Source organism: Coprococcus sp. AM11-30B (genome assembly GCF_027674365.1).
In the GTDB taxonomy this organism is placed as follows: domain Bacteria; phylum Bacillota; class Clostridia; order Lachnospirales; family Lachnospiraceae; genus Allocoprococcus; species Allocoprococcus comes.
The window spans coordinates 79298-101881 of record NZ_JAQDVB010000009.1 but is presented as its reverse complement, the minus strand read 5'-3'; the positions used below and the strand labels follow the sequence as shown (position 1 = coordinate 101881).

At 42.0% G+C, this 22584-nt stretch carries 21 protein-coding genes; 14 read left to right on the top strand and 7 right to left on the bottom strand.

The window, feature by feature from the left end; translation table 11 throughout:
* Positions 1–44: 44 nt before the first annotated feature.
* From clpX to PGU50_RS07785, 6 genes are all read left to right on the top strand, one after another.
* The gene (gene clpX / locus PGU50_RS07810) at positions 45–1478 is read left to right on the top strand and encodes an ATP-dependent Clp protease ATP-binding subunit ClpX (protein WP_270246594.1); all 1434 of its coding nucleotides are present in this window, start codon (positions 45–47) and stop codon (positions 1476–1478) included.
* Positions 1479–1650: 172 nt separating this feature from the next.
* Positions 1651–2907 (top strand): cation:proton antiporter, encoded by a 1257-nt coding sequence (locus PGU50_RS07805; RefSeq protein WP_270246593.1) that lies wholly within the window; start codon positions 1651–1653, stop codon positions 2905–2907.
* A gap of 102 nt (positions 2908–3009) precedes the next feature.
* Complete coding sequence (locus PGU50_RS07800; protein WP_117824174.1) at positions 3010–4698, top strand: S8 family peptidase; 1689 nt, start codon at positions 3010–3012, stop codon at positions 4696–4698.
* A gap of 32 nt (positions 4699–4730) precedes the next feature.
* Complete coding sequence (locus PGU50_RS07795; protein WP_022220857.1) at positions 4731–5018, top strand: hypothetical protein; 288 nt, start codon at positions 4731–4733, stop codon at positions 5016–5018.
* 2 nt (positions 5019–5020) lie between these two features.
* Entirely contained in the window at positions 5021–5488 is a 468-nt protein-coding gene (locus PGU50_RS07790) for a signal peptidase II (protein ID WP_215687049.1), read from the top strand.
* Between the two features lie 203 nt (positions 5489–5691).
* Positions 5692–6186, top strand: coding sequence for a DUF2798 domain-containing protein (locus tag PGU50_RS07785; protein ID WP_270246591.1), 495 nt, complete (start codon positions 5692–5694; stop codon positions 6184–6186).
* 247 nt (positions 6187–6433) lie between these two features.
* On the opposite strand, the gene PGU50_RS07780 is transcribed toward PGU50_RS07785, so the two are convergent.
* Together PGU50_RS07780 and PGU50_RS07775 are read right to left on the bottom strand one after the other, a co-directional pair.
* Positions 6434–7798 carry an MATE family efflux transporter gene (locus PGU50_RS07780; protein WP_117556809.1) on the bottom strand — a complete coding sequence of 455 codons (1365 nt, stop codon included), beginning with the start codon at positions 7796–7798 and terminating at the stop codon, positions 6434–6436.
* A 2-nt stretch (positions 7799–7800) separates the two neighbouring features.
* Complete coding sequence (locus PGU50_RS07775; RefSeq protein WP_117556811.1) at positions 7801–8244, bottom strand: MarR family winged helix-turn-helix transcriptional regulator; 444 nt, start codon at positions 8242–8244, stop codon at positions 7801–7803.
* Positions 8245–8529: 285 nt separating this feature from the next.
* Between PGU50_RS07775 and PGU50_RS07770 the strand changes: the two genes are divergently transcribed.
* Complete coding sequence (locus tag PGU50_RS07770; RefSeq protein ID WP_270203237.1) at positions 8530–10080, top strand: L-glutamate gamma-semialdehyde dehydrogenase; 1551 nt, start codon at positions 8530–8532, stop codon at positions 10078–10080.
* A gap of 206 nt (positions 10081–10286) precedes the next feature.
* Here the strand turns inward: PGU50_RS07770 and PGU50_RS07765 are convergent, their stop codons facing one another.
* Complete coding sequence (locus PGU50_RS07765) at positions 10287–11150, bottom strand: YitT family protein (RefSeq protein ID WP_117824170.1); 864 nt, start codon at positions 11148–11150, stop codon at positions 10287–10289.
* A 242-nt stretch (positions 11151–11392) separates the two neighbouring features.
* On the opposite strand from PGU50_RS07765, the gene PGU50_RS07760 reads away from it, so the two are divergent.
* A complete protein-coding gene (locus tag PGU50_RS07760; protein ID WP_270246589.1) occupies positions 11393–12328 on the top strand; it encodes a D-2-hydroxyacid dehydrogenase in 936 nt (311 codons plus the stop codon).
* A gap of 66 nt (positions 12329–12394) precedes the next feature.
* Here PGU50_RS07760 and PGU50_RS07755 read toward each other — a convergent pair whose 3' ends face one another.
* The 4 genes from PGU50_RS07755 to eno form a co-directional block, all read right to left on the bottom strand.
* Positions 12395–13747: a DUF4367 domain-containing protein gene (locus PGU50_RS07755; RefSeq protein ID WP_270246588.1), complete on the bottom strand. Its 1353-nt coding sequence runs from the start codon at positions 13745–13747 to the stop codon at positions 12395–12397.
* The gene (locus PGU50_RS07750; RefSeq protein ID WP_117824167.1) at positions 13728–14267 is read right to left on the bottom strand and encodes an RNA polymerase sigma factor; all 540 of its coding nucleotides are present in this window, start codon (positions 14265–14267) and stop codon (positions 13728–13730) included. Before PGU50_RS07750 ends, PGU50_RS07755 begins: the two co-directional genes overlap by 20 nt.
* A gap of 457 nt (positions 14268–14724) precedes the next feature.
* Positions 14725–15945: a peptidase T gene (gene pepT, locus PGU50_RS07745; RefSeq protein WP_270246587.1), complete on the bottom strand. Its 1221-nt coding sequence runs from the start codon at positions 15943–15945 to the stop codon at positions 14725–14727.
* A gap of 129 nt (positions 15946–16074) precedes the next feature.
* Positions 16075–17370 (bottom strand): phosphopyruvate hydratase, encoded by a 1296-nt coding sequence (gene eno, locus PGU50_RS07740; RefSeq protein WP_270246586.1) that lies wholly within the window; start codon positions 17368–17370, stop codon positions 16075–16077.
* Between the two features lie 343 nt (positions 17371–17713).
* On the opposite strand from eno, the gene PGU50_RS07735 reads away from it, so the two are divergent.
* The 6 genes from PGU50_RS07735 to PGU50_RS07710 all read left to right on the top strand — a co-directional run bounded on the left by PGU50_RS07735 (position 17714) and on the right by PGU50_RS07710 (position 22525).
* Positions 17714–18298 carry a 50S ribosomal protein L25 gene (locus tag PGU50_RS07735; protein WP_270246585.1) on the top strand — a complete coding sequence of 195 codons (585 nt, stop codon included), beginning with the start codon at positions 17714–17716 and terminating at the stop codon, positions 18296–18298.
* Between the two features lie 283 nt (positions 18299–18581).
* The gene (locus PGU50_RS07730; protein ID WP_008374277.1) at positions 18582–18740 is read left to right on the top strand and encodes a hypothetical protein; all 159 of its coding nucleotides are present in this window, start codon (positions 18582–18584) and stop codon (positions 18738–18740) included.
* Positions 18737–20077, top strand: a complete 1341-nt coding sequence (locus PGU50_RS07725; RefSeq protein ID WP_270246584.1) for a TrkH family potassium uptake protein — start codon at positions 18737–18739, stop codon at positions 20075–20077. The genes PGU50_RS07730 and PGU50_RS07725 overlap by 4 nt, the downstream gene beginning before the upstream one ends.
* Before the next feature lie 15 nt (positions 20078–20092).
* A complete protein-coding gene (locus PGU50_RS07720; protein WP_117556825.1) occupies positions 20093–20746 on the top strand; it encodes a potassium channel family protein in 654 nt (217 codons plus the stop codon).
* 20 nt (positions 20747–20766) lie between these two features.
* Positions 20767–21834, top strand: coding sequence for a sensor histidine kinase (locus tag PGU50_RS07715; RefSeq protein WP_227084649.1), 1068 nt, complete (start codon positions 20767–20769; stop codon positions 21832–21834).
* On the top strand, positions 21824–22525 hold the full coding sequence (locus PGU50_RS07710; RefSeq protein WP_118198520.1) for a response regulator: 702 nt from the start codon (positions 21824–21826) through the stop codon (positions 22523–22525). The genes PGU50_RS07715 and PGU50_RS07710 overlap by 11 nt, the downstream gene beginning before the upstream one ends.
* The last annotated feature ends 59 nt before the right edge of the window (positions 22526–22584 follow it).

The following is a 22584-nucleotide window of genomic DNA, read 5'->3' as shown; positions in this document are numbered from 1 at the left end:
AGAGGAATCTGTCTGAATACGACCGAGAAAAGGAGGACCAGCCAATGGCAGAAAATGACCAGAAGGACAAGACAGTTGAGAAAGTAACCGGTGAGGTAGAAAATACAGACAAAAAAGAGAATAATGAAGACCGCTATGAAAAGGTCTGCTTCATCTGTCACAGACCGGAGAGTGTGACCGGAAAGATGATCGATCTTCCGAACAACATCTGCGTGTGTCCGGACTGTATGCAAAAAAGCTTTGATACAATGAACAATATGAATTTTGGCGGGATGGATTACAGCCAGTTTATGAACATGGGACCGATGATGGGATTTGGAGACATGGATGCACAGATCCCGAAGAGCCAGCGTGTGAAAAAGAAAAAGCCGGAAGAAGAAAAAGAACCGATCCTGAATATCAAGGATATTCCTGCTCCGCATAAGATCAAAGCGAAACTGGATGAATATGTAGTAGGACAGGAATACGCCAAGAAGGTAATGTCGGTTGCTGTATACAATCATTATAAAAGAGTGGCAACGGATACAATGGATGAGATTGAAATCGAGAAATCCAATATGCTGATGATCGGACCTACCGGCTCTGGAAAGACGTATCTGGTAAAGACACTGGCAAAACTTTTGGATGTGCCGCTTGCAATTACAGATGCGACCTCTCTTACCGAGGCCGGCTACATAGGGGATGATATTGAAAGTGTAGTATCAAAGCTCCTTGCAGCTGCGGACAACGACGTAGATAAGGCGGAACAGGGAATTATCTTTATCGATGAGATCGACAAGATTGCGAAGAAAAAGAATACCAGCCAGAGAGATGTCAGCGGAGAATCCGTACAGCAGGGAATGTTAAAGCTGTTAGAAGGCAGCGAAGTGGAAGTGCCGGTAGGAGCCAACAGTAAGAATGCGATGGTTCCGCTCACTATAGTCAATACAAAGAATATCCTTTTTATCTGTGGCGGTGCGTTCCCGGATCTTGAGCAGATCATCAAGGAAAGACTGATGAAGAATTCTTCTATCGGGTTTGGAGCGGATCTGAAAGACAAATATGATCATGATAAGAAAATACTGGAGAAGGTGACGACAGAAGATCTGCGTAACTTCGGAATGATTCCGGAATTTCTGGGACGTCTCCCGATCGTATTTACGCTTCAGGGACTGGATGAAGAGATGATGGTTCAGATATTAAAAGAGCCGAAAAATGCGATCCTCAAGCAGTATCAGAAGCTTCTGGCACTGGATGAGGTCAATCTGAAATTCGATGATGGTGCACTTCATGCGATCGCAAGAAAGGCAATGAAGAAGGATACTGGAGCCCGTGCACTGCGTGCGATCATTGAAGAATTCATGCTGGATATTATGTATGAGATTCCGAAGGATGACAGCATCGGGGAAGTGACGATCACGGAGGCATATATCGAAGGAACCGGAGGACCGCTGATCGAGCTGAGAAGCCAGTCTGTACCAAGGCTTGAGCATCACTGAGTATAACAATAACCTTCATATATCAAAAAAACATGGCGATCATACAAAAAAAGAATGGGAAATATCCGTAAATTTAAGATTTACGGGTATTTTTTTGTTGAAAAATTGTATTAAAAGGTGTACATTAGACAATGTGTCTAAAAAAACAAGATATAAACAGGAGTGAGAGAGAATGGAGACTTATAAGTATTTACTGGATCTTGCAATTATTTTACTTTGTACTAAAGCACTTGGTCTTGCGACCAGAAAGGTACAGATGCCACAGGTTGTAGGGGCACTTCTTGCAGGCGTTCTTCTTGGACCGGCGATGCTTGGGATCCTGACAGAGACAAGCTTTATACACAACGTTGCAGAGATCGGTGTTATCGTGCTGATGTTTTGTGCAGGTCTGGAAACTGATATACAGGAATTGAAGGCAAGTGGAAAAGCATCCTTCGTTATTGCACTGATAGGTGTTATCGTTCCACTGATCGGCGGTTATGCGACTGCAATGTTCTTTAACCGTCCGGATGTGATCGCATCCGATGCATCCTGCAGCGTATTTTTGCAGAATATCTTTATCGGTGTTATCCTGACAGCAACTTCCGTAAGTATTACGGTAGAGACATTAAAAGAACTTGGTAAATTAAAAACCAAATCCGGAAATGCGATTCTTGGAGCTGCGATCATTGATGACGTGCTTGGTATCATTGCACTGACACTGGTAACAAGTATGGCAGATGAATCAGTAAAGATTTCAGTTGTATTACTGAAGATCGTTGCATTCTTCGCATTTGCAGGTGTGATCGGATTTATCTTTTACAAGATATTTAAAAAATGGACAGATCAGGCGGAAAAAGGACTCAGACGCCATGCAATCATGGCATTTGTATTCTGTCTGCTGATGGCTTATGTGGCAGAGAAATTCTTCGGTGTTGCAGATATCACTGGTGCATTTATTGCCGGACTGATCATTTCCAATACAAGTAAATCTGATTTTGTGCTGAAGAAATTTGATACCATGTCTTATATGCTGCTTTCACCGGTATTTTTCGCAAGTATCGGGCTGAAGGTAGAACTTCCGAAGATGAGTGCTGCAATTGTAGGCTTTGCAGTGATTCTTACCATTGTTGCGATCCTGACAAAGATCGTTGGCTGTGCCCTTGGTGCGAAGATGTGTGGATATAAGAATTATCAGTGTGCACGAATCGGTGTCGGAATGATCTCCCGTGGTGAGGTTGCGCTGATCGTTGCCAGCAAGGGAGAAGCACTCGGTATGATGGGCGGTAATTTCCTCGGACCGGTTATCATCGTGGTAGTGATCACAACGATCATCACACCAATTCTTCTGAAAATCGTATTCAAGAGCGGTCCGAATGTAAGTACCCTGGAAAAAGGAAAAGAAGTGACTTCCTTCTACGAGGATATTGAAAAGAAACGTACCGAATAAAGAATGGATATGGAGTGCAAAATGCGTAACCGTCCAGTATCATAGTATAAGAAAGAACAATCCCTCATATATTTTCCAAAAGAAAATATATGAGGGATTGTTATGCCACAGGAAGAATGTAAAGAAAAGATTCTGTCGGAAGAATACAGGGATTTTATGATGAGGGATACCGGTGCTCTCGGGGAAAATTTTCCTTTGGAAAACGGATGCCGGATACCGTTAAAATACGGTTTTGAGCTTCTTTATATTGACCAGAGTGAAGACAGAAAAAAGCCACTTGGCGATTATCCGTATACAATGGTTCCGAAGTGCTATACAACACTGGATATGGCAGCGATCCAACAGGCGGGAATTGCTGCGGTTCAGAATCTGACTGGTCTGGAATTAAGCGGTGAAGGAGTTCTAGTTGGGATCATTGATACTGGGATCAACTATCTGGATCCCATTTTCCGGAATCTGGATGGTTCGACCAGGATCCGGCGAATCTGGGATCAGGAAGAACAAAGTGGAACAGCGCCCCGGGAAATCGGATATGGAAGTGAATATACGAGAGAACAAATCAATCTGGCGATCCAGAGCGAGAATCCAAAGGAAACCGTTCCGTCATTTGATACGGACGGACATGGCACTTTTGTTGCAAGTGTGGCATGCGGAGGGGCAAATCCGGAGAATCTGTTTATCGGGGCAGCGCCGGAGGCAGAGATGGTGATCGTGAAGCTGAAGGAGGCAAAAGAATATTTACGGGAGTACTATTTTGTAGACTGTGATGCCAGATGCTATCAGGAAAATGATCTGGTAGCGGCGGTTTTTTATCTGCAGAAGGTACAAGAAGAGCTGAAAAGACCATTGGTGATCTGTCTGGCAGTTGGAACAAGCTTTGGAGGACATGGAGGATATTCAATCCTGTCAGAGTATCTGCAAAATGTGGCGGCGAGCGAAGGAATCGGGATTGTGACCGGAAGTGGCAACGAGGCAGATAAAAGGCATCATTATCTGGGAATTCTGGAACAGGAAAATAATCAGCCGGTGGAGATCAATGTAGGGAATAATACCAGAGGCTTTGTGATGGAACTATGGACAGAACTTCCGAATCTTCTGGCACTTTCTATCGAATCTCCAACAGGACAGACAATAGGACCGGTCTCGCTCAGACGGGGAATAGGAGAGTATGTGTTTGTATTCGAGCAGACCAGGGTAATATTTAATTACCGGGTTCTGGTAGAGACGACCGGGGCGCAGCTGGCATTTTTTCAGTTTGACAGACCGGGAAGCGGAATCTGGAAGATTATACCGGAAACACTGGAGCTTGGGAATGGAATCTTTCATATCTGGCTTCCAATGGAAGAGTTTCTGACGGGAAATGTCTATTTTATCCGTGCAAATCCGGAATATACGGTGATGGAACCAGGGGATACCGGGGCGGTGGTCTGTGCAGCGTACTATAATGGAAAGGAAAATAGCATTGCAGTCAGTTCGGGAAGAGGTTATACTAGAGATAACAGAATCAAACCGGATTTTGCTGCGCCGGGGATCAATGTGACAGGGATCAATTTAAAGGGGCAGTTTGTTGCAAGGTCTGGTTCCAGTATAGCAGTTGGAATCACTTCCGGAGCATTGGCACTTTTTATGGAGTGGCTGGATAGGCATGGAGTGAATCTGGATGCATCACAGATGAAGAATCTGCTGATATTGGGAGCTTCACGGAAGACAGACATGAATTATCCGAACCAGGAATGGGGATATGGAGCATTGAACCTTTACCGTACTTTTGAGCAGATCAGGCGGTTCTGAAAAATACGCAGATGCGAAAGGGGAAAAAGTAAATGAGTGATTTTTTCGATACAATAGGAAAGCGGATTTCAGATACCGTGGATGATCTTGGAAAGAAGGCAGGAGATACGATCGATATTCAGAAAAAGAAAAATGAGATCTATGGTCTGAAGCGAGATAGCGAGCGGGATATGACAGAGATCGGACGATTGGTATATGAGCGTTTCAAACAGGGGGAAGTGGTAGATACCGATTTTATCGCACTCTGCGAAGCAATCGAAAAGCGTGAAGAACAGACAGAGGTATGCGAGCAGGAAATCGCGCGAATCAAAGGAGAATAATTATGGAAATCCTGAGCATTTTAACCGGAGCTTTTGTTGCCGGGTGCGATCTTGGAATTAAAAAATATACTGAAGAAAATGTAAGAGACGGGGAAGAACGCCGGATTTGGAAAGGAAAAGGAATCTACCGCAAAGTCCACAACAAAGGTCTGATGATGAATCATTTGGATTGCAGACCAAAGCTGGTAAAAGGCATGTCGGCGGCAGCACTTGGAATCCTGTTTTTCTGGGAGCACCTTCTTTGGAAAGAACCGGGACGCAAACTGGCAAAGCTTGGAACATCGCTGATGCTGGGCGGAGCAGTTGGTAATACTTATGACCGTTTCAAAAGAGGTTATGTGGTCGATTATCTGTCTCTGAAAACAAAGAACAGGAAACTCTCGGATATCACTTTTAATCTCTCGGATCTGGCTCTTTTTGCAGGAGCGGTCCTGACGGTATGGAGTTCTTTATTTGGAAAAAAGAGATAAAAATGATTCAATGTATCTGAAAAAATACTTGACTGTTTTTAAAGAGTTGAGGTATTATAAACCTTGCTGATATGGCGTTGTCTGGCATATGCCATATAGAAAAAAGAATAGAATCTCGGTTATATTGGAAACGATACATTCCTCCGGAATGATGAACGAACAACACATTTTCTGTTACGCTTATTATGAAGGAGGATATTTTTATGCCAAAAAACAAATTTCAAGACGTTATTTTCACAATTATCATGGTGTTCGTGATGGTTTATACCATGATCTGTTACAACATTGCTCTCAACGTAGGAGGAATGAACAACCAGGTATTTTTAAATGCATTCCACGAGCTGGTCATTATGGGACCAATTGCATTCATTCTTGATTTCTTCCTGATTGGACCATTTGCAAAGAAAGAAGCATTTTCCATTGTTAATCTGGAAAGAGACAATGCCTTTCACCTGGTGATCGCCATTTCCGTAGTATCCGTCATAGGAATGTGTCCGCTTATGAGCTTCGCAGCAACCCTGCTCTTCAAAAATGCCGGAACCCAGTTCGTATCCGTCTGGTTCCAGACCACTGCAATCAACTTCCCGATGGCATTTTTCTGGCAGCTCTGCTTCGCCGGCCCATTAGTAAGAAAGATTTTTGCATTATTATTCCAGGAAAAAGAAACATCTAAAATCGCCGATGGTCAGGAAGCCTAATTGAGGTAAAGTGTAAATTATAAAACAATGATTTACGGCTCCAGTTCAAAATCCTGTCAAAGAAGTAAAACTCAGTCAACAACGTAAATAAAAAATAATCCCTGGTAGATGCGTCTTTGCACGATGGAAACGAGACTTAATCAATTGTGGAAGCCATTGCTGACACAATTGATGCTTTGAAAGGCTCGTTAGAATGGTTCGTGCAACTTAGCAGCTACCAGGGATTATTTTTTATGCCCTCTTGCGACTACCCCTCAAGTTCTTTCAACACTTTCCTAAACTGAAACGTAAACAAAACCGTCGTGAAGGATACAGCCAGGAAGTCTGCAATCGGTTCAGCCATATATACTGCATTGGTCTTGTCCCCGGTCAGAATATGCGGAAGCAGATAGATCAGTGGTAGCAACAGGATAAATTTACGTGTAACAGCGACAGCAATCGAAGCCTTTGCTTTTCCGAATGATGTAAATGCCATTTGACATGCAATCTGGATTCCGAAAAGCAGCAGGCAGGCACAGTAAATCCGGAGTGCTGATTTAGTAAAACCAAGCAGTGCAGAATCTGAAGTAAACATTTCTGCAAACACCTGAGGGAAGAGCATAATAAATGCCCACAGAAGTGTGGAATAACAGAGGCTTGCTGTTAAAAGAAGCCTGAAAGCTTTTTTTACACGATCTCCGTTTTTTGCACCGTAATTATAACTCAGGACTGGTTGTGCACCCTGTCCCAGGCCCTGCAACGGCAGCATTGCGAACTGCATGACACTGGTAAGAATCGTCATGGCACCAACTGCGATATCTCCTCCGTATTTCAGCAGAGAAGAGTTGAAGCATACGGAGATGATACTCTCACTAGCCTGCATGATAAATGTGGCAAGCCCGAGAGCGACACAAGGAAGAATAATCTCCGGTTTCAGGATGAGATTCTTTTTCCGGATGTGCAGGATCGTCTTTTTTCCGCAAAGGAAAGAAAGAACCCAGATGCAGGAGACTGCCTGTGACAGAATTGTGGCAAGCGCAGCACCTCTGACACCCAGATGGAATGCAAAGATAAACAGCGGATCCAGAATAATGTTCATCACTGCTCCGATCAGAACAGAGAGCATACCTGTTTTGGCAAAGCCCTGTGTGGTGATAAACATATTCATGCCAAGGGTAAGCTGGACGAAAATAGTGCCGACAGCGTAAATGTTCATATAATTTACAGCGTATTCAATCGTATTTTCACTGGCACCGAAGGCAAGAAGAAAAGTACGGTTACCAAACAGCAGGATGACTGTCAGGATTATAGAAATCAGAATCTGCAGGAAAAAGCAGTTACCCAAAATATGTTCTGCAGTATTAAGATCATTTTTTCCCATTTCAATCGAAGCACGCGGTGCACCACCGCCTCCAACCAGTGCGGCAAAAGCGGAAATGATCATAATCAGTGGCATACATACGCCGACTCCGGTAAGGGCAAGTGCCCCATTACCAGGAATGTGTCCGATGTAAATACGGTCAATAATGTTGTACAGCATATTGATGAGCTGTGCGGTGATCGTCGGAAGCGCCAGCCGGAACATCAGCTTTCCGACGGGTTCAGTACCCAGAAAATCTTTGTCTTTGTTCATGTCTAATAATCTCCTTTGTGATAAATAGTTGCTACGTTGGATGCCAGACGTTCATTCAGCGAGGCGAACATCTGGAATTCTTCTAATGAAAATCCGTCAAACAGATTGTGGTAAAAAGCAGACTGGAACGTGTCGATTGCTCCGGTAACATTTTCGCATGATGGCAGCAGGGAAAGATGCGTTTTCCTGCGATCCGTCTGGTCTGCTGTTTTTGAAAGAAACCCTTTCTGACACAAAAGATCAACTGCCAGGGATACATTCCCTTTTGAGAGCATCCGGAGCTCGGCAATATCACCTGCGGTATCTTTTGTGGGGTTATTATGTAAGAAAGCAATGATCTTAGCCTCGATCAGCGAGAGATCATACTGGCGGCATAATTCTTTCAACATCTGTTCATGTATTTTCCCAATTCGCTGCATTAATACAAGCAGATATGTAATGTTCATCCATACACCTCCGTTTTTTAATAAAAAAGAATGTGCCTTGACACATTCTCGCGCTGAGCGCAGTCACTTGAAAAATGGTTCTAAAAAGAACAATTTAAATAATATCTTATATCAATTGAGATAAAATGTCAATAGAACGAAAATATGCAAGTTATTTGTTAAAATATAAACGGTATAATTGTATACGAAAATACATTTTTTTACTTTAACATATTGACGTGGGGAAAATTTGCTGTTACAATAATAAACAATTTATAGACCATAGTTCAAGGAGGACATAAGTACATGCTTACAGGATTTAAAAACGCAGTAGAAGTTGATTTCACATTGGAAGAAAATAAAAAGAAAATAGAAGAAGCATTCAAACAGGCTCATGCAGAAGCAGGTGCTGTTTACCCGCTGATCATCGGTGGAAAAAAAGTTGAGACAGAAAAGAAGATCGCTTCTGTATCACCGGCTACAAAGGAAGTACTCGGATATGCATGCTCATGCAGCAAAGAACAGGCTGACGAGGCAATCAAGTCATCTTACGAAGCATTCAAAAAATGGAGCCTTACATCTGTAGAAGAAAGAGTACGTGTATTAAGAAGACTTGCAGCACTTCTGATCGAGAACCGTTTCATCATGGATGCATGGAACGTCCTTGAAAGTGGAAAGAACTGGGGAGAAGCTGACGGAGAACTTTGCGAACAGCTTGACTTTATCAATTCTTATGTAATGCATATCCAGAATCTGGAAAAAGGAAAAGAACTGGTTCCTACAGATGAACTTACAAAATGCGTTTACATCCCGATCGGTGTAGGTGTGGCTGTTTCTCCATGGAACTTCCCACTCTCACTGTTTGGTGGAATGATCGTATCGGCAGTTGTTACCGGTAACACGATCTGCTGCAAACCATCTTCAGACGCTCCGATCGTTGCATACAAATTCGTAGAACTCTGCCAGAAAGCCGGTATTCCGGCTGACGTAGTAAGTTACATTCCTGGATCAGGATCAGAGATTGGTGACTTCATCGTAGAACATCCGCTTACAAGATTTGTAAACTTCACAGGATCAAAAGCAGTTGGATGCAGAATCAATGAACATGCAGCCAAGATCGCTGACGGACAGAGATGGATCAAACGTGTTGTGGCTGAGATGGGTGGAAAGAATGCAATTATCGTAGATTCAACAGCAGACATCAAGAAAGCAGCAAATGGAGTTGCAAGCTCTGCATTTACATTCCAGGGACAGAAATGCTCTGCATGCTCAAGAGCAATTGTTCTGGCAGATGTATATGATGAGTTTGTAGATGAAGTTGTAAAATGCGCAGCAGAACTGAAGGCAAACCAGGGATCAGGCGAAAGCAATGCAACGATGGGACCGGTTATCAACCAGGGCGCTTATAACAGCATTACCAATTACATCGAGATCGGACGTAAAGAAGGAAATGTTGTATTCGGTGGTACATACAGTGACGCAGAAGGATATTATATTGATCCTACTGTAATCCGCGATATCAAGAGAGATGCAAGAATTGCCAATGAAGAAATCTTTGGACCAGTCCTTGCTGTTATCAAAGTAGATTCTTTTGATGAAGCACTTGATGTAGCAAACCAGACAGAATATGGTCTGACAGGATCTGTATACAGTGAGACACGTGAAAATATCCAGAGAGCAAAAGTAGAATTCCAGGTAGGTAACTTATACTTTAACAGAAAATCTACAGCAGCAGTTGTACTTCAGCATCCATTTGGTGGATTTAACATGTCCGGAACAGATGCGAAGACTGGTACAGCAGATTATCTGACAAACTTCATGAACCTTAAATCAATCACAGAAGATCTGAATTCATAGGAAGAGCCGGACTTAAAAAAGGACAGGGAATCAGAGTGTGTATAAAAGCGAAGTATTGGCTTGGCAGATTATAGAAAAACCGGAGGCTTGTGTAAAAAGACACATGAGCCTCCGGTTTTTATTATCAGGAATTCTATTTTTGATGCAAAGTGTCCAACAAGTGATACGGATGATTTGCTTAGCTGTCTGAAAAAGCTGACCGCAATTTACTCATCTTTAAATCCTTCACCCACTACATCATTCGATTCCATGATTACAAGGAAGGATTTTGGATCAATCGTTTTGATCAGCTTGCGGATTCCGTACATCTGCTTATTGTTGCAGGCGCACATTATGATGTGCTTATCATCTTTGGAATAACTTCCCATACCATTTAAAATTGTAGAGCCGCGTCCGAGAACTTCATCGATTTTGAAGCAGATTTCAGTACTGTGCTCGGGATCGGTTACGATCAGGGCAAGCTTTCCTTCATCAATTCCGTACATAACTTTATCCATAACAAGAGAGAGCAGATAGCTGACGATCAGACCGTAGATCAGACTGTCCACGTCACGGGATACAATTACGGTTCCGAGGATCACAATTACTGCATCCAGTGCAAATGCAATATTTCCAAGGGAAAGGTGAGGATTCAGTGCTTTGATCGACATCATGATAAAGTCAGAGCCTCCGGTTGAAGAATCCCGCATATAGATCATTGCATAACCAAGTCCGGAAAGGACACCGCAGCAGATGGCAGAAAGAAGTCTGTCACCCTGATAAACCGGGAACAGCGGTGCGATCGCGTCCATGATTATGGAAGTAATGATGATCGTCCGGACTGAATTCAGGAAAAATCTGCGGCCCAGAAGCCGAAAACAACAGATGGCGATCGGGATGTTAAGGATCAGGGCAACAGTACCGATCGGCAGTCCAAACAACTGGTAAAAGATCAGGGCGATTCCGTTTACCCCTACCATCGGAAACTTTGCGGCGGCAGCAAAATTATAGACACCGACAGCGATCAGGATTCCTCCGATAATATCAGTTGCGATATCTTTTGTAAGTTCCAAAGCTTTGTTCTGATTCATGATAGTATCCTCCTTGATGTTGATGGAATGTGATTTATAAAAAGCGAAGGCTTGCCAGAAAGACCAAAAAAAACATCTGCTAATTATATCAGGATATAATCGCAAATGCTCTTCATTTCTTTAGTATACGCGCCATAGGATAAGAATGTCAACGGTTGTTTGGGTTGTATCCGTAAAATAAATTTGTTATGATAATGAACAGGAAAAGTTGCAAATTACAGTGATAAAGTGAGGGACAGATTATGAAAATAGTTTTTTTAGATGTAAAAACAATTGGAGAAGATATTGATCTTTCTGGATTTGACAGGCTTGGTGAAGTCGTAAAATACGATTTTTCTACATCAGAAGAAGTAACGGAAAGAGTTCAGGATGCAGATGTGATTATTTTAAATAAAGTACAGGTCAATGAGCAGACGATTGGAAAAGCAGAGAAGTTAAAGCTGGTATGCGTGACGGCAACGGGGACCAACAATCTGGATAAAGAATATCTGGAAAAAAGAGGAGTTGCATGGAGAAATGTAGCAGGCTATTCGACAGAAACGGTGGCACAGCACACTTTTGCAATGCTTCTCTATCTGCTGGAAAAGATACGTTATTACGATGATTATGTAAAAGAAGAGCGTTACATCAATGATACAATATTTACGCATTTTACAGAGCATTTTACGGAGATCAGTGGCAAAACGTGGGGGATCATAGGTCTGGGAACAATTGGACGGAGAGTTGCGGATATCGCAAAAGCATTTGGAGCACAGATTATTTATTACTCTGCATCAGGGCGTTCGGCGCAGGAAGGTTACGAACAGGTAGATCTGGATACATTGCTTGCAAAATCTGACATTATATCCATTCATGCACCGTTAAATGAACATACAGAGGGCTTAATGGATAAAGCAGCATTTGCAAAAATGAAAAAAACCTGTATTTTCCTGAATCTCGGACGTGGTCCGATCGTAGTCGAGCAGGATCTGTATGAGGCACTTGAAAATGACGAGATAGCTGCAGCCGGACTTGACGTACTTTGCCAGGAGCCGATGAGTGAGACGAATCCGCTGCGAAAAATAAAAGACAGCAAAAAACTGCTGATTACACCACATGTAGCATGGGCGAGCGTGGAAGCAAGGACAAAGCTGATGGGGATAATACTGGGACAGTTAAAAGAATATTTTCAAATTTAAGAAACCGGAGTTGGCGCATGGATTTTAGTGATATGCGGCAACTCCGGTTTTGTTTAAAATATTCGTTTACTTGTAAAGAGTCACAAACTGTCCAATCTGTCCGTCAAAAGAAGTATTGAGACAAAGCTGATCCAACAGATCTTCATCGACAATATAACCAAGATGGCAGGTGATGGTCTGCCCTTTTTCAAGACTGGTGAAAAAGTAATGATGGTCAGAGTTGTCGGAGCATACAGAGGCATCAAAATAAATTGGATAATTGATAACATCTTTGTATGTTGGATTATCGAACAATGCATTGTTATAATATCCGTCTGGATTTTCGGACGGAATGGTCAGATCATAATTTACACAGGATTCCGTATCGGAAAAAGGATTGTCGGATGGATTTGTAATCTCAAGAGTTACATATAATAATTTTCGATGAATCTGTGCAGTACCTGTTTGTGTATTGAGTGAGTCGGTTCCATTTCCGGTCTGTATAATAGCACGATTGTATGATATAAGATCTCCGTTGTCGTTAATCGAACCATCTGGAAGATTTTTACCATTATCAGTAAAGAAATCTGCGTTAAGTGAACGGATATTATCAAAAGCTTCTACTTTTTTAACAGTCATCTGATAGCCACAGGTTTCGTCGGTCCAGGTATCATTTACTTTAAGCCAGGTAGTCTGTAGATCTTTTGGTGCAGCTGCATCTTCAGCTAATTCCGTTTTAAGTTCGGACAAAGAACCTGCAAAGGTAGCGTCAGAATCTGTAGCAGGTGTAAGTGTCACACCAGAAGCAATCTTTTTCGCTTCTTCATTGGTGATTGCATTTCCCATATTGATTTCAACAATATAGCCTGAATCCTGGAAGACGACGTAGACTTCCTTATCAAAGACTCCAGAAGAGTCGAAAGTCATCAGAACCGCATCATTTCCATTGGCATTAAATTCTTCGCGAGAAGTCATATAGGAGTGCGAAAATATAAAATCATCGGTATCCATCTTGTAGAGAGAAAATACAGTACCATGTGAAGAAGATTCTGTATCGGAAGGGACATAGTACTTGTCAGGTCCACGGTATGAAGCAGCAATACTTCCATCAGGTAAATAAGTTGGAGTCAGCTTTACCGGAGAAAATACAGTATCTTTTGAGGTAGTAGTTAGAGAAAGATCACCGCTGTATGTTCCGGTACTGTTGTAATGCATTTGAAGCAGTCTGTCAGCTGCATATGCGGTTGCGGGAAGGAGGGAAAGAGCAACGACGGCAGCGGCAACACGGTAAAGATGGTTTCGATGCCGGTTATGCTCGCTTTCCGAGACAGCATGCAGTAAGTTCTGCTTTTTTCGGTTATAGTTATCGGAAAAAGTGTGATCCATATTCATAGAATCAAATTCTTCAAGGCTTATTTGGTCAAATTTTTTGTTTTGCATACATATCATCTCCTATGATCAATCTGAGTTTTTTCAATGCTCTTTGCTGACGTTTCCGAACCAGAGATTCGCCGATTTCAAGGACGGAAGCTGTTTCTTTTACCGAAAGCTGGTGTACACAGCGGAACAGGATCACATCGCGATAAGAGTCGGGAAGTTTTCCAAGGATCTGCTCAAGGACAGAGTCACCGGCAAGACGGCTGACCAGCTTCATAATATCATCACGCTCATCAGCAAAATCCATATCTTTGATTGGAACCGTTGCATTGGACGTTATTTGATTTTTCCGGTACTGATCGAGGGAAGCACTTTGAATCGTCTGAAGAACATAGGACCGTGTTTTTTCATCTTCCAGATCCCGAAGCTTTCGTATATTCTTAAGCAACCGTACAAAAGCATCCTGCACCGCATCTTCAGCCTGCCACTCATTCCTCAGAATCGAAAAAGCCACCGCATACATCTTCTGCTCATACAACTCATACAATCGTTCCAACTTCTCACTGTCAGAATACTCACGCATATAAAAATAACACCTTCTTTCATATCTTTATTGAACGTTCTATAAATAAAGACGAAATACAACCCTGAAATGTGACACTTTGAATAAAATATCCATTTAATGTAAAAAACAACAGCATAAAAATAAAGCTACATAACATAAAACTGAATAACCTGCAATATGGACATCCTAACCAAAAAAATTCACTTGAGCCTGGAACTCTTATCCATATATAAAACTTTTCGACAGTACAAGAAGAAATAATACAATAGGGATCACAGACATTTGCAGGAATCCTAAGCATCTTAGTCTGTAGCAGATTTGCGTTAGTAAGAAAAATGACACTGTCTGAGCGCCAGCGAGTTTGTCATTTTTCTTACTGCTTTTAGCAAATTTACTACAGACCTAGATGCTCTTGGATTCCTGCAAATGTCTGTGATCCCTATTGTATTATTTCTTCTGTCCGTCAGACAACCCTTTACATCTCCGCGTATAATTTCACAAGTTCAACCACGATATCCACAGCCTTGTCCATTCCTTCTACCGTGATGTGTTCATATGGTCCATGGAATGCATGTCCCCCTGTTCCAAGGTTCGGGCAAGGAAGTCCCATAAAGCTGAGCTGGCATCCGTCTGTTCCGCCGCGGATTGGAAGCACAAGCGGTGCAACACCCGCATTTTCACAGGCTTTCTTTGCATTCTCAATCAGATGCATGCATCCGGCAATAATTTCAGCCATATTCTGGTACTGGTCGGTAATTGTAAGTTTTACAGTACCGTCGCCCCATTTTTCATTGAGAGTTTTTTCAATATGGCGAAGAGTTTCTTTTCTGGCTTCAAACAGATTCTTGTCATGATCTCTTACAATATAATGAAGCTCAGCTTTTGCCACATCTCCACTCATACCGGTCAGATGGTAGAATCCTTCATAATCCTCTGTTTCACGCGGGATTTCAAGGCCTGGAAGCATGTTGTTGATTTCGGCAGCAACCAGGCACGCATTGATCATCGTATCCTTGCTGGAACCGGGATGCACAGCAAATCCTGTAATTTCAAAATCTGCCTTGCATGCATGGAAGTTTTCATATTGAATTTCGCCTTCGGTATCGCCATCCAGAGTGTAGGCAAACTGTGCACCAAATTTTTCCACGTTAAAATGATCAGTTCCACCACCGACTTCTTCATCTGGTGTAAAAGCGATTGAGATCGGTCCATGAGGAATATTTTCTTTGAACAGTGCTTCAGCCATGGTCATGATCTCGGCAACTCCGGCTTTATCATCGGCACCAAGAACGGTTGTACCGTCTGTTGTGATCAGGGTGCGTCCGGCAAGAGATGGAAGATGCGGAAAAGCTTTTACGGTAAGGGTACGTCCACTTGTGCCAAGCGGCAGATCACCGCCATCGTAGTTCTTGTGTACGACCGGGATGATATCATGGTCACAGTAATCGGAAACGGTATCCATGTGTGCGATAAATCCGATAGATGGCTTATTCTCGTATCCCGGTGTGGCAGGAATCTTTCCGTATACATAGCAGAATTCATCCAGACTTACGTCAGAAATCCCGAGGGCAGTCATCTCATCTGCCAGAATACGTGCCAGGTCGAACTGACACTGGGAAGAAGGAGAAGTCGTACTGTGTTCATCACTTGGGGTACGGACTACTACATAATTTAAAAGTCGTTCATATGCTCTCATAATAAAACCTCTTTTCATTAACATTTCTTATCCGAGTATAGCATTTTGCAGGTGAATATGCAATTGGTGCCAGGTAAGCAAAAAAAACTGGCTCATGACTACGCATGAGCCAGCTTAAGATAAAGAGGATTATCTTTTGATGTTAAATGCATTTACTCCCGGAAATACAGCAGCTTCGTCAAGTTCTTCTTCGATTCTGAGAAGCTGGTTGTATTTGGCAACACGTTCACTTCGGCTTGGAGCACCTGTCTTGATCTGGCAGGTATTCAGAGCTACTGCAAGGTCAGCGATTGTTGTATCTTCAGTCTCTCCTGAACGGTGAGAAGCGATTGCTGTGTATCCTGCTTTGTGAGCCATCTTGATTGCTTCAAGAGTCTCAGATACAGAACCGATCTGGTTTAATTTGATCAGGATAGAGTTACCGCAGCCAAGGCTGATTCCTTTTGCAAGACGTTCGGTATTTGTTACGAAAAGGTCATCTCCGACAAGCTGTACTTTGTCGCCAAGTTCTTTTGTAAGTACCTGCCATCCTTCCCAGTCTTCTTCATCCAGACCATCTTCGATTGAGTAGATCGGGTATTTGCTGCAAAGGTCTTTCCAGTGAGCAACCAGTTCTTCAGAAGTGAAAGTCTTACCACATTTAGGAAGAACATATTCACCCTTCTTGCTTCCTTTCCATTCACTTGAAGCAGCGTCCATTGCGAGAACGAAATCTTTTCCTGGTTCGTATCCGGCACGTTTTACAGCTTCGAGGATGCACTCGATTGCTTCTTCATCGCTGCCAAGGTCCGGTGCGAACCCACCTTCATCGCCAACAGATGTAGCAAGTCCTTTTTCTTTGAGAAGAGCAGCCAGTGCATGGAATACTTCTGTACACCAGCGGAGTCCTTCTTTGAAGCTTGGTGCGCCTGCCGGCATGATCATGAATTCCTGAACGTCAACAGTGTTTGCTGCATGAGCTCCACCATTTAAGATATTCATCATAGGAAGTGGGAGACGGTTTCCATTTACACCGCCAAGAAAACGGTAAAGTGGAGTCTCAAGTGCATTTGCAGCAGCTCTTGCGTTTGCGATAGAAACTGCAAGGATTGCGTTTGCGCCAAGATTTGATTTGTCTTTTGTTCCGTCTGCTTCGATCATTGCTTTATCGACAGCGTATACATCTGCCGCATTTTTTCCTTTTAATACATCACAGATAGTTGTATTGATATTTTCAACGGCTTTGGATACGCCTTTTCCGCCGAATCTTGATTTATCCTGATCTCTGAGTTCCAGTGCTTCAAATTCTCCGGTAGATGCGCCGCTTGGTGCAGTACCTCTTCCGATGGTTCCGTCTGACAGATAAACTTCTGCTTCTACAGTCGGGTTGCCTCTGGAGTCAATAATTTCTCTTCCGATTACTTTTTCAATTGTCAAATGCTTCATGATACTTCGCCCTTTCCCATGGATCTCAGGGGCTGTCCCGCTCAAAAGACAGCCGGAGTTCCATGACTTATTCACATGATTAGTTAGTAAAATCTAACTATAAGTAGATTAACATAACGCAAGAAAAAAATCAAGGGATGAAAATGTGGAAATTTTTGAAAAATGAAAAAAGTAAAAAATAAAAAAATTGCACAAAACAAATAAAAAAGTTTGAAAAACAGCAAAAATATTGATCAAAAAAGATGTGATTTTGGTTAATCTTGATAATCCATGAGTGCTATAATACAGCTGTAACAAGGAAATAGGTACTTTACCAGAAGTCAGTGATTGGAGGAAAAGATAAATGAATACTTTAAAAGCTGAAAAAAGAAACATGCAGACAAAAGCCAAAAAACTCAGAAGAGAAGGTTATGTAACCGGCAATGTATTCGGACGTGAGATTGAAGGCTCCATTCCGGTACAGATGACACAGAAAGAAGCGGAAAAGTTCCTGAAAGCTAATGGCAAAGGAAGCCAGATCATGTTGGATTTGGACGGAGAGCAGATGGATGTGCTGGTAAAAGAAGTCGATTATGATTCTATGGGTTCAAAAGTACTTGAAATAGATTTTCAGGCACTGGTAAGTGGAGAAATGGTACATTCCGTAGCAGAAGTTGTGATCCACAATCAGTCAAAGGTTGTCACAGGTGTTGTGGAGGAACTGCTTGGTGAAATTGAATACAAAGCACTTCCATCGGCACTTGTTGAAAAAGTAATTGTTGACGTTGGAGATTTGAAGGTTGGAGAAACCATTAAAGTCAAAGACCTTGACATCGCAAAGGATAAAGATGTCAAACTGATCACAGATCCGGAAGCAGATGTAGCAGGTGTGGCTGCCGTTCATAATGATGTTCCGGAAACAGATGAGGAAGAAGCAGCAGTTGAATAAAAAGATTTTGTAAAAAAGGCGGACGCTTTGCAGAAAGAACTGCAAAGTGCCCGTTTTTTGCTTCATAGAAAATCCCGAAGGAACTTCCTATGAAACAAAAGGCACTGCGTTCCGGAGATGCACATTCTTTCTATTTAATGAAATTCCTAATCCCATTTTTCAGCAGGAAATCATAACGGAATATTTACATAAAATCAGGAATCTTTATACAATCTTTATACTAAAAATACTATCATTGATTTACAAAACAGGAGAGGAAAAACAGTGAGAGGAAGGAAAGGTTATGTTCGAGATTGAGAGTATTATTTTATTTACAGGGATCCTGAGCTTTCTGCTGATCGCCGGATTGCATCTGATGCGTGAACTCGACATTTTTCTGAAGAAGGATAAAAAAGAGAGAGAGGAAGAAAGATATAGAGGAGAAAGGAAACGAAACAAATGACAGTAATATATAAAAAGATGACACAGACACAGATGATTGTTGTCGGGTATTTGTTGTTGATCCTTTTGGGAAGTATTCTCTTAATGCTTCCGGTTTCATCAAGGGATGGAAATATGACATCTTTTGCAGATGCATTATTTACCTCGACATCCGCATCCTGTGTGACTGGGCTGGTTGTACAGGATACATATCTGCACTGGTCTTTTTTGGGACAGCTTATCATTTTGATCCTGATCCAGATCGGTGGTATGGGATTTATGACAATTGGTGTCTGTGTGGCGATTCTGTTAAGAAGAAAGATAGGGCTTAAAGTCCGTGGAATTTTGCAGGAGAGTATCAATAGTATTCAAATTGGTGGAATTGTAAAGCTTACGAAGAAGATTATAAAAGGAACACTTTTTTTTGAAAGCATTGGAGCTGTATTGCTGATGATCCGGTTTATTCCGGAATTCGGAATAGGAAGAGGAATCTGGTACGGGATCTTTCATTCTATATCAGCCTTTTGCAACGCCGGGTTTGACCTTATGGGAGAAAATGGTGCCTATCAGTCACTGATCAGATATTCGGATGACTGGCTGGTAAATACAGTGATCATGCTGCTGATTATAATCGGTGGAATCGGTTTTTTGGTGTGGGATGATCTGTCTGTGAAAAAATTTCAATGGAAAAAATATCATCTGCATACAAAGATTGTATTATCAACAACAGGTTTTCTGATTATAGGAGGAGCAGTTTTATTCCTGATACTGGAAAAAAATAATGTACTGGCAGGGATGCCTGTGAAAGAACAGATACTCTGTTCTTTATTTCACTCGGTGACAGCCAGAACGGCAGGATTTAATACAACCGATACAGGAGCGTTGACGGAAGGCAGTAAACTTGTTACTATGATTCTGATGTTCATAGGAGGAAGCCCGGGATCTACAGCAGGTGGAATTAAGACGACAACCGTAGTGGTTCTTATTGTATTTGTGCGTGCAAATCTGATGGAAGCAGCCGGTTGTAATGTATTTAACAGAAGACTGGATGAAACTGCGATCAGAAAGGCCAGTGTTGTAATGTGTACGAATTTGTTCCTTATACTAACAGGAACGATCTTCATGGAAATTATGCAGCCGTTTTCTTTGTCGGATGTGATGTTTGAAGTCTTTTCTGCAATGGGAACAGTGGGAATGTCTGCGGGAATCACAAGAGATGTATGTATGGCATCAAGAATGGTGCTGGTATTTCTGATGTTTTGCGGAAGAATAGGAAGTCTGACATTTGCGCTTTCATTGAAAGGGCACAGACATGAAGCACCGATCCGGAAACCGGTAGAAGAAATTACGATAGGATAGAACAAGGAGTAGAAAATGAAATCAGTATTGATTATAGGACTTGGAAGATTTGGTCATCATCTGTGTATTGATATGGCAAATCGGGGAAATGAGGTAATGGTCATCGATAAAGATGAGAAAAAGACACCGGATTTGTTGGAATACGCAACAGCAGTACGGGTAGGGGACTGTACAAATGAAGAAGTATTAAGAAGTCTTGGAGTAGGAAATTTCGATCTTTGCTTTGTGTGCATCGGATCAAATTTCCAGAGCAGTCTGGAGATAACAAGCCTGGTAAAAGAGCTTGGAGCCAAACATGTTGTCAGTAAGGCAAACAGGGATATCCATGCAAAATTCTTATTGAGAAATGGAGCGGATGAAGTCTTTTATCCGGATCGGGATATTGCAGAGCGACTGGCTGTAAAATACAGTGCAAATCATGTTTTTGACTATTTTGAACTCAGTAAGGATTATTCGATTTTTGAAATCCAGCCGAAGGCTGCATGGATCGGGCGGACGATAGAAGAAGCGGATATAAGGGCAAACTATCATATAAATGTATTTGGAATAAAGAAAAATACAGAGGTGGTGGTCCTTCCGAGAGCGGATTATGTGATGCATGAGAAGGATCATCTGCTTGTAGTAGGTCTTACAAAGGATATTGATCGTCTGCTTGCAAGTATAAAATGATGAATGATGGGGGAAAGAAAATGACAAAAAAGAGAGTAAAATATATGGTGCAGTCGATTGCGATCATGGCGGTTGCAACATTTTTGTCTTTTTTTCTCCAGAGTTATGGAATTCGAAAAGAAAATATTCTGATGATCTATATTGTGGGTGTACTGGTCATAACAGTTACAACTACCGGTTATCTGTATGGAATGATGGCTTCTGTATGCAGTGTGCTGCTGTTTAATTATTTTTTTACAGTGCCGGTGCATACATTTGCGATGACGGATCAGAATGATGTGGTACGTCTGGTATTTTTCCTTATCACAGGATTCATTTCCGCAAGTATTATGGTACGATTTCATAATCAGGTGCGTATTGCAGAGGAAACAAGGGCACAGATGGAAAGAGAAAAGCTGAAAAGCAATATGCTGAGAAGTATATCCCATGATTTCAGGACACCTTTGACCGGAATTATGGGAGCTGCAGGACTCTTAAAAGAGGCGGATGAGTTGGATGCCGGAGTCAGAAAGGAACTGGCAGGAGAGATACAGGAGCAGTCTGTATGGCTGATGCGCCTGATGGAAAATATTTTGAATATGACAAAGCTGGAAAGTGAAGAATTTGAGATCCGGAAAAACCAGGAAGTAGTGGATGATCTGATCTATGAAGCCGTATCACATATCATAGGACTCCGGGAAAAGAGGAGGTTTGAAATTAAACTTCCGTCGGAGCTGATTGTTGTAAATGTAGATGGAAAACTGATGGTCCAGGTGCTGGTCAATCTTCTGGATAATGCGATGAAGCATACAGGGGAAAATGGATGGATCTGTATAGAAGCCAGATATGATGCAGGGAAAGTGTGGATCAGTGTAGAAGATGACGGAGACGGGATTCAGGAAGATCTGAAAGAAAATATTTTTGACGAATTTGTTACAAGGTCAGATGAAAAAGGGGACAGACAAAGAGGAATTGGACTGGGATTGGCTATATGTAAAGCGGTAGTAAATGCACATGGTGGAAATATTTGTGCAGAGAACAGAAAAGAAGGCGGAGCAAGGTTCATGTTCTGGTTGGAGGCAAGGCAGGTAAGTACAGATGGCAGATAAGCATAAGATTTTAATTGTGGAAGACGATAAATATATTATTAACTTTATCTCGATGAGTCTTAAGAAAGAAGACTATGATTATGTGATTGCGAAGACATGTGGAGAAGCAAATGCACTGTTCTATGCAAACAGACCAGATATGATCATTCTGGATCTTGGACTTCCGGATGGTGACGGGATTGAGATTATAAAAAATGTAAGAGAAATCTCGAAGATACCGATCATTGTGGTCAGTGCAAGACAGGAAGAGGAAGAAAAAATACAGGCACTGGATCTGGGGGCAGATGATTATGTGACAAAACCGTTTTATATGGGCGAACTGCTGGCCAGAATCCGTGTGGCGCTCAGAAAGAGTAACCAGATTCCGGAGGAAAAGAAAGAAAAAATCTTTCAGTGTGATTATCTGAAAGTGGACTGGGAAAAACATCAGGTATCGATAGATGGGAAAGAAGTTCATCTGACTCCGATGGAATATAAGATTTTGAAACTATTGATCGACAACAGGGGAAAGGTACTGACACATAATTATATTCTCGGTCAGATCTGGGGCAGTGCACAGGGAGTAGAAGCAGCCAACCTGAGGGTATTTATGGCAGCACTGCGAAGGAAGATAGAAAAGGATCCCGGAAATTGCAGATTTATTCTGACAGAAATCGGAGTAGGGTACCGGTTTAGAGAGGCTACGGAATAAAACAATTTGCAGACGATGAAATTAGTTAGAAAAAACGAATGTTATTCTTGAATGACTAC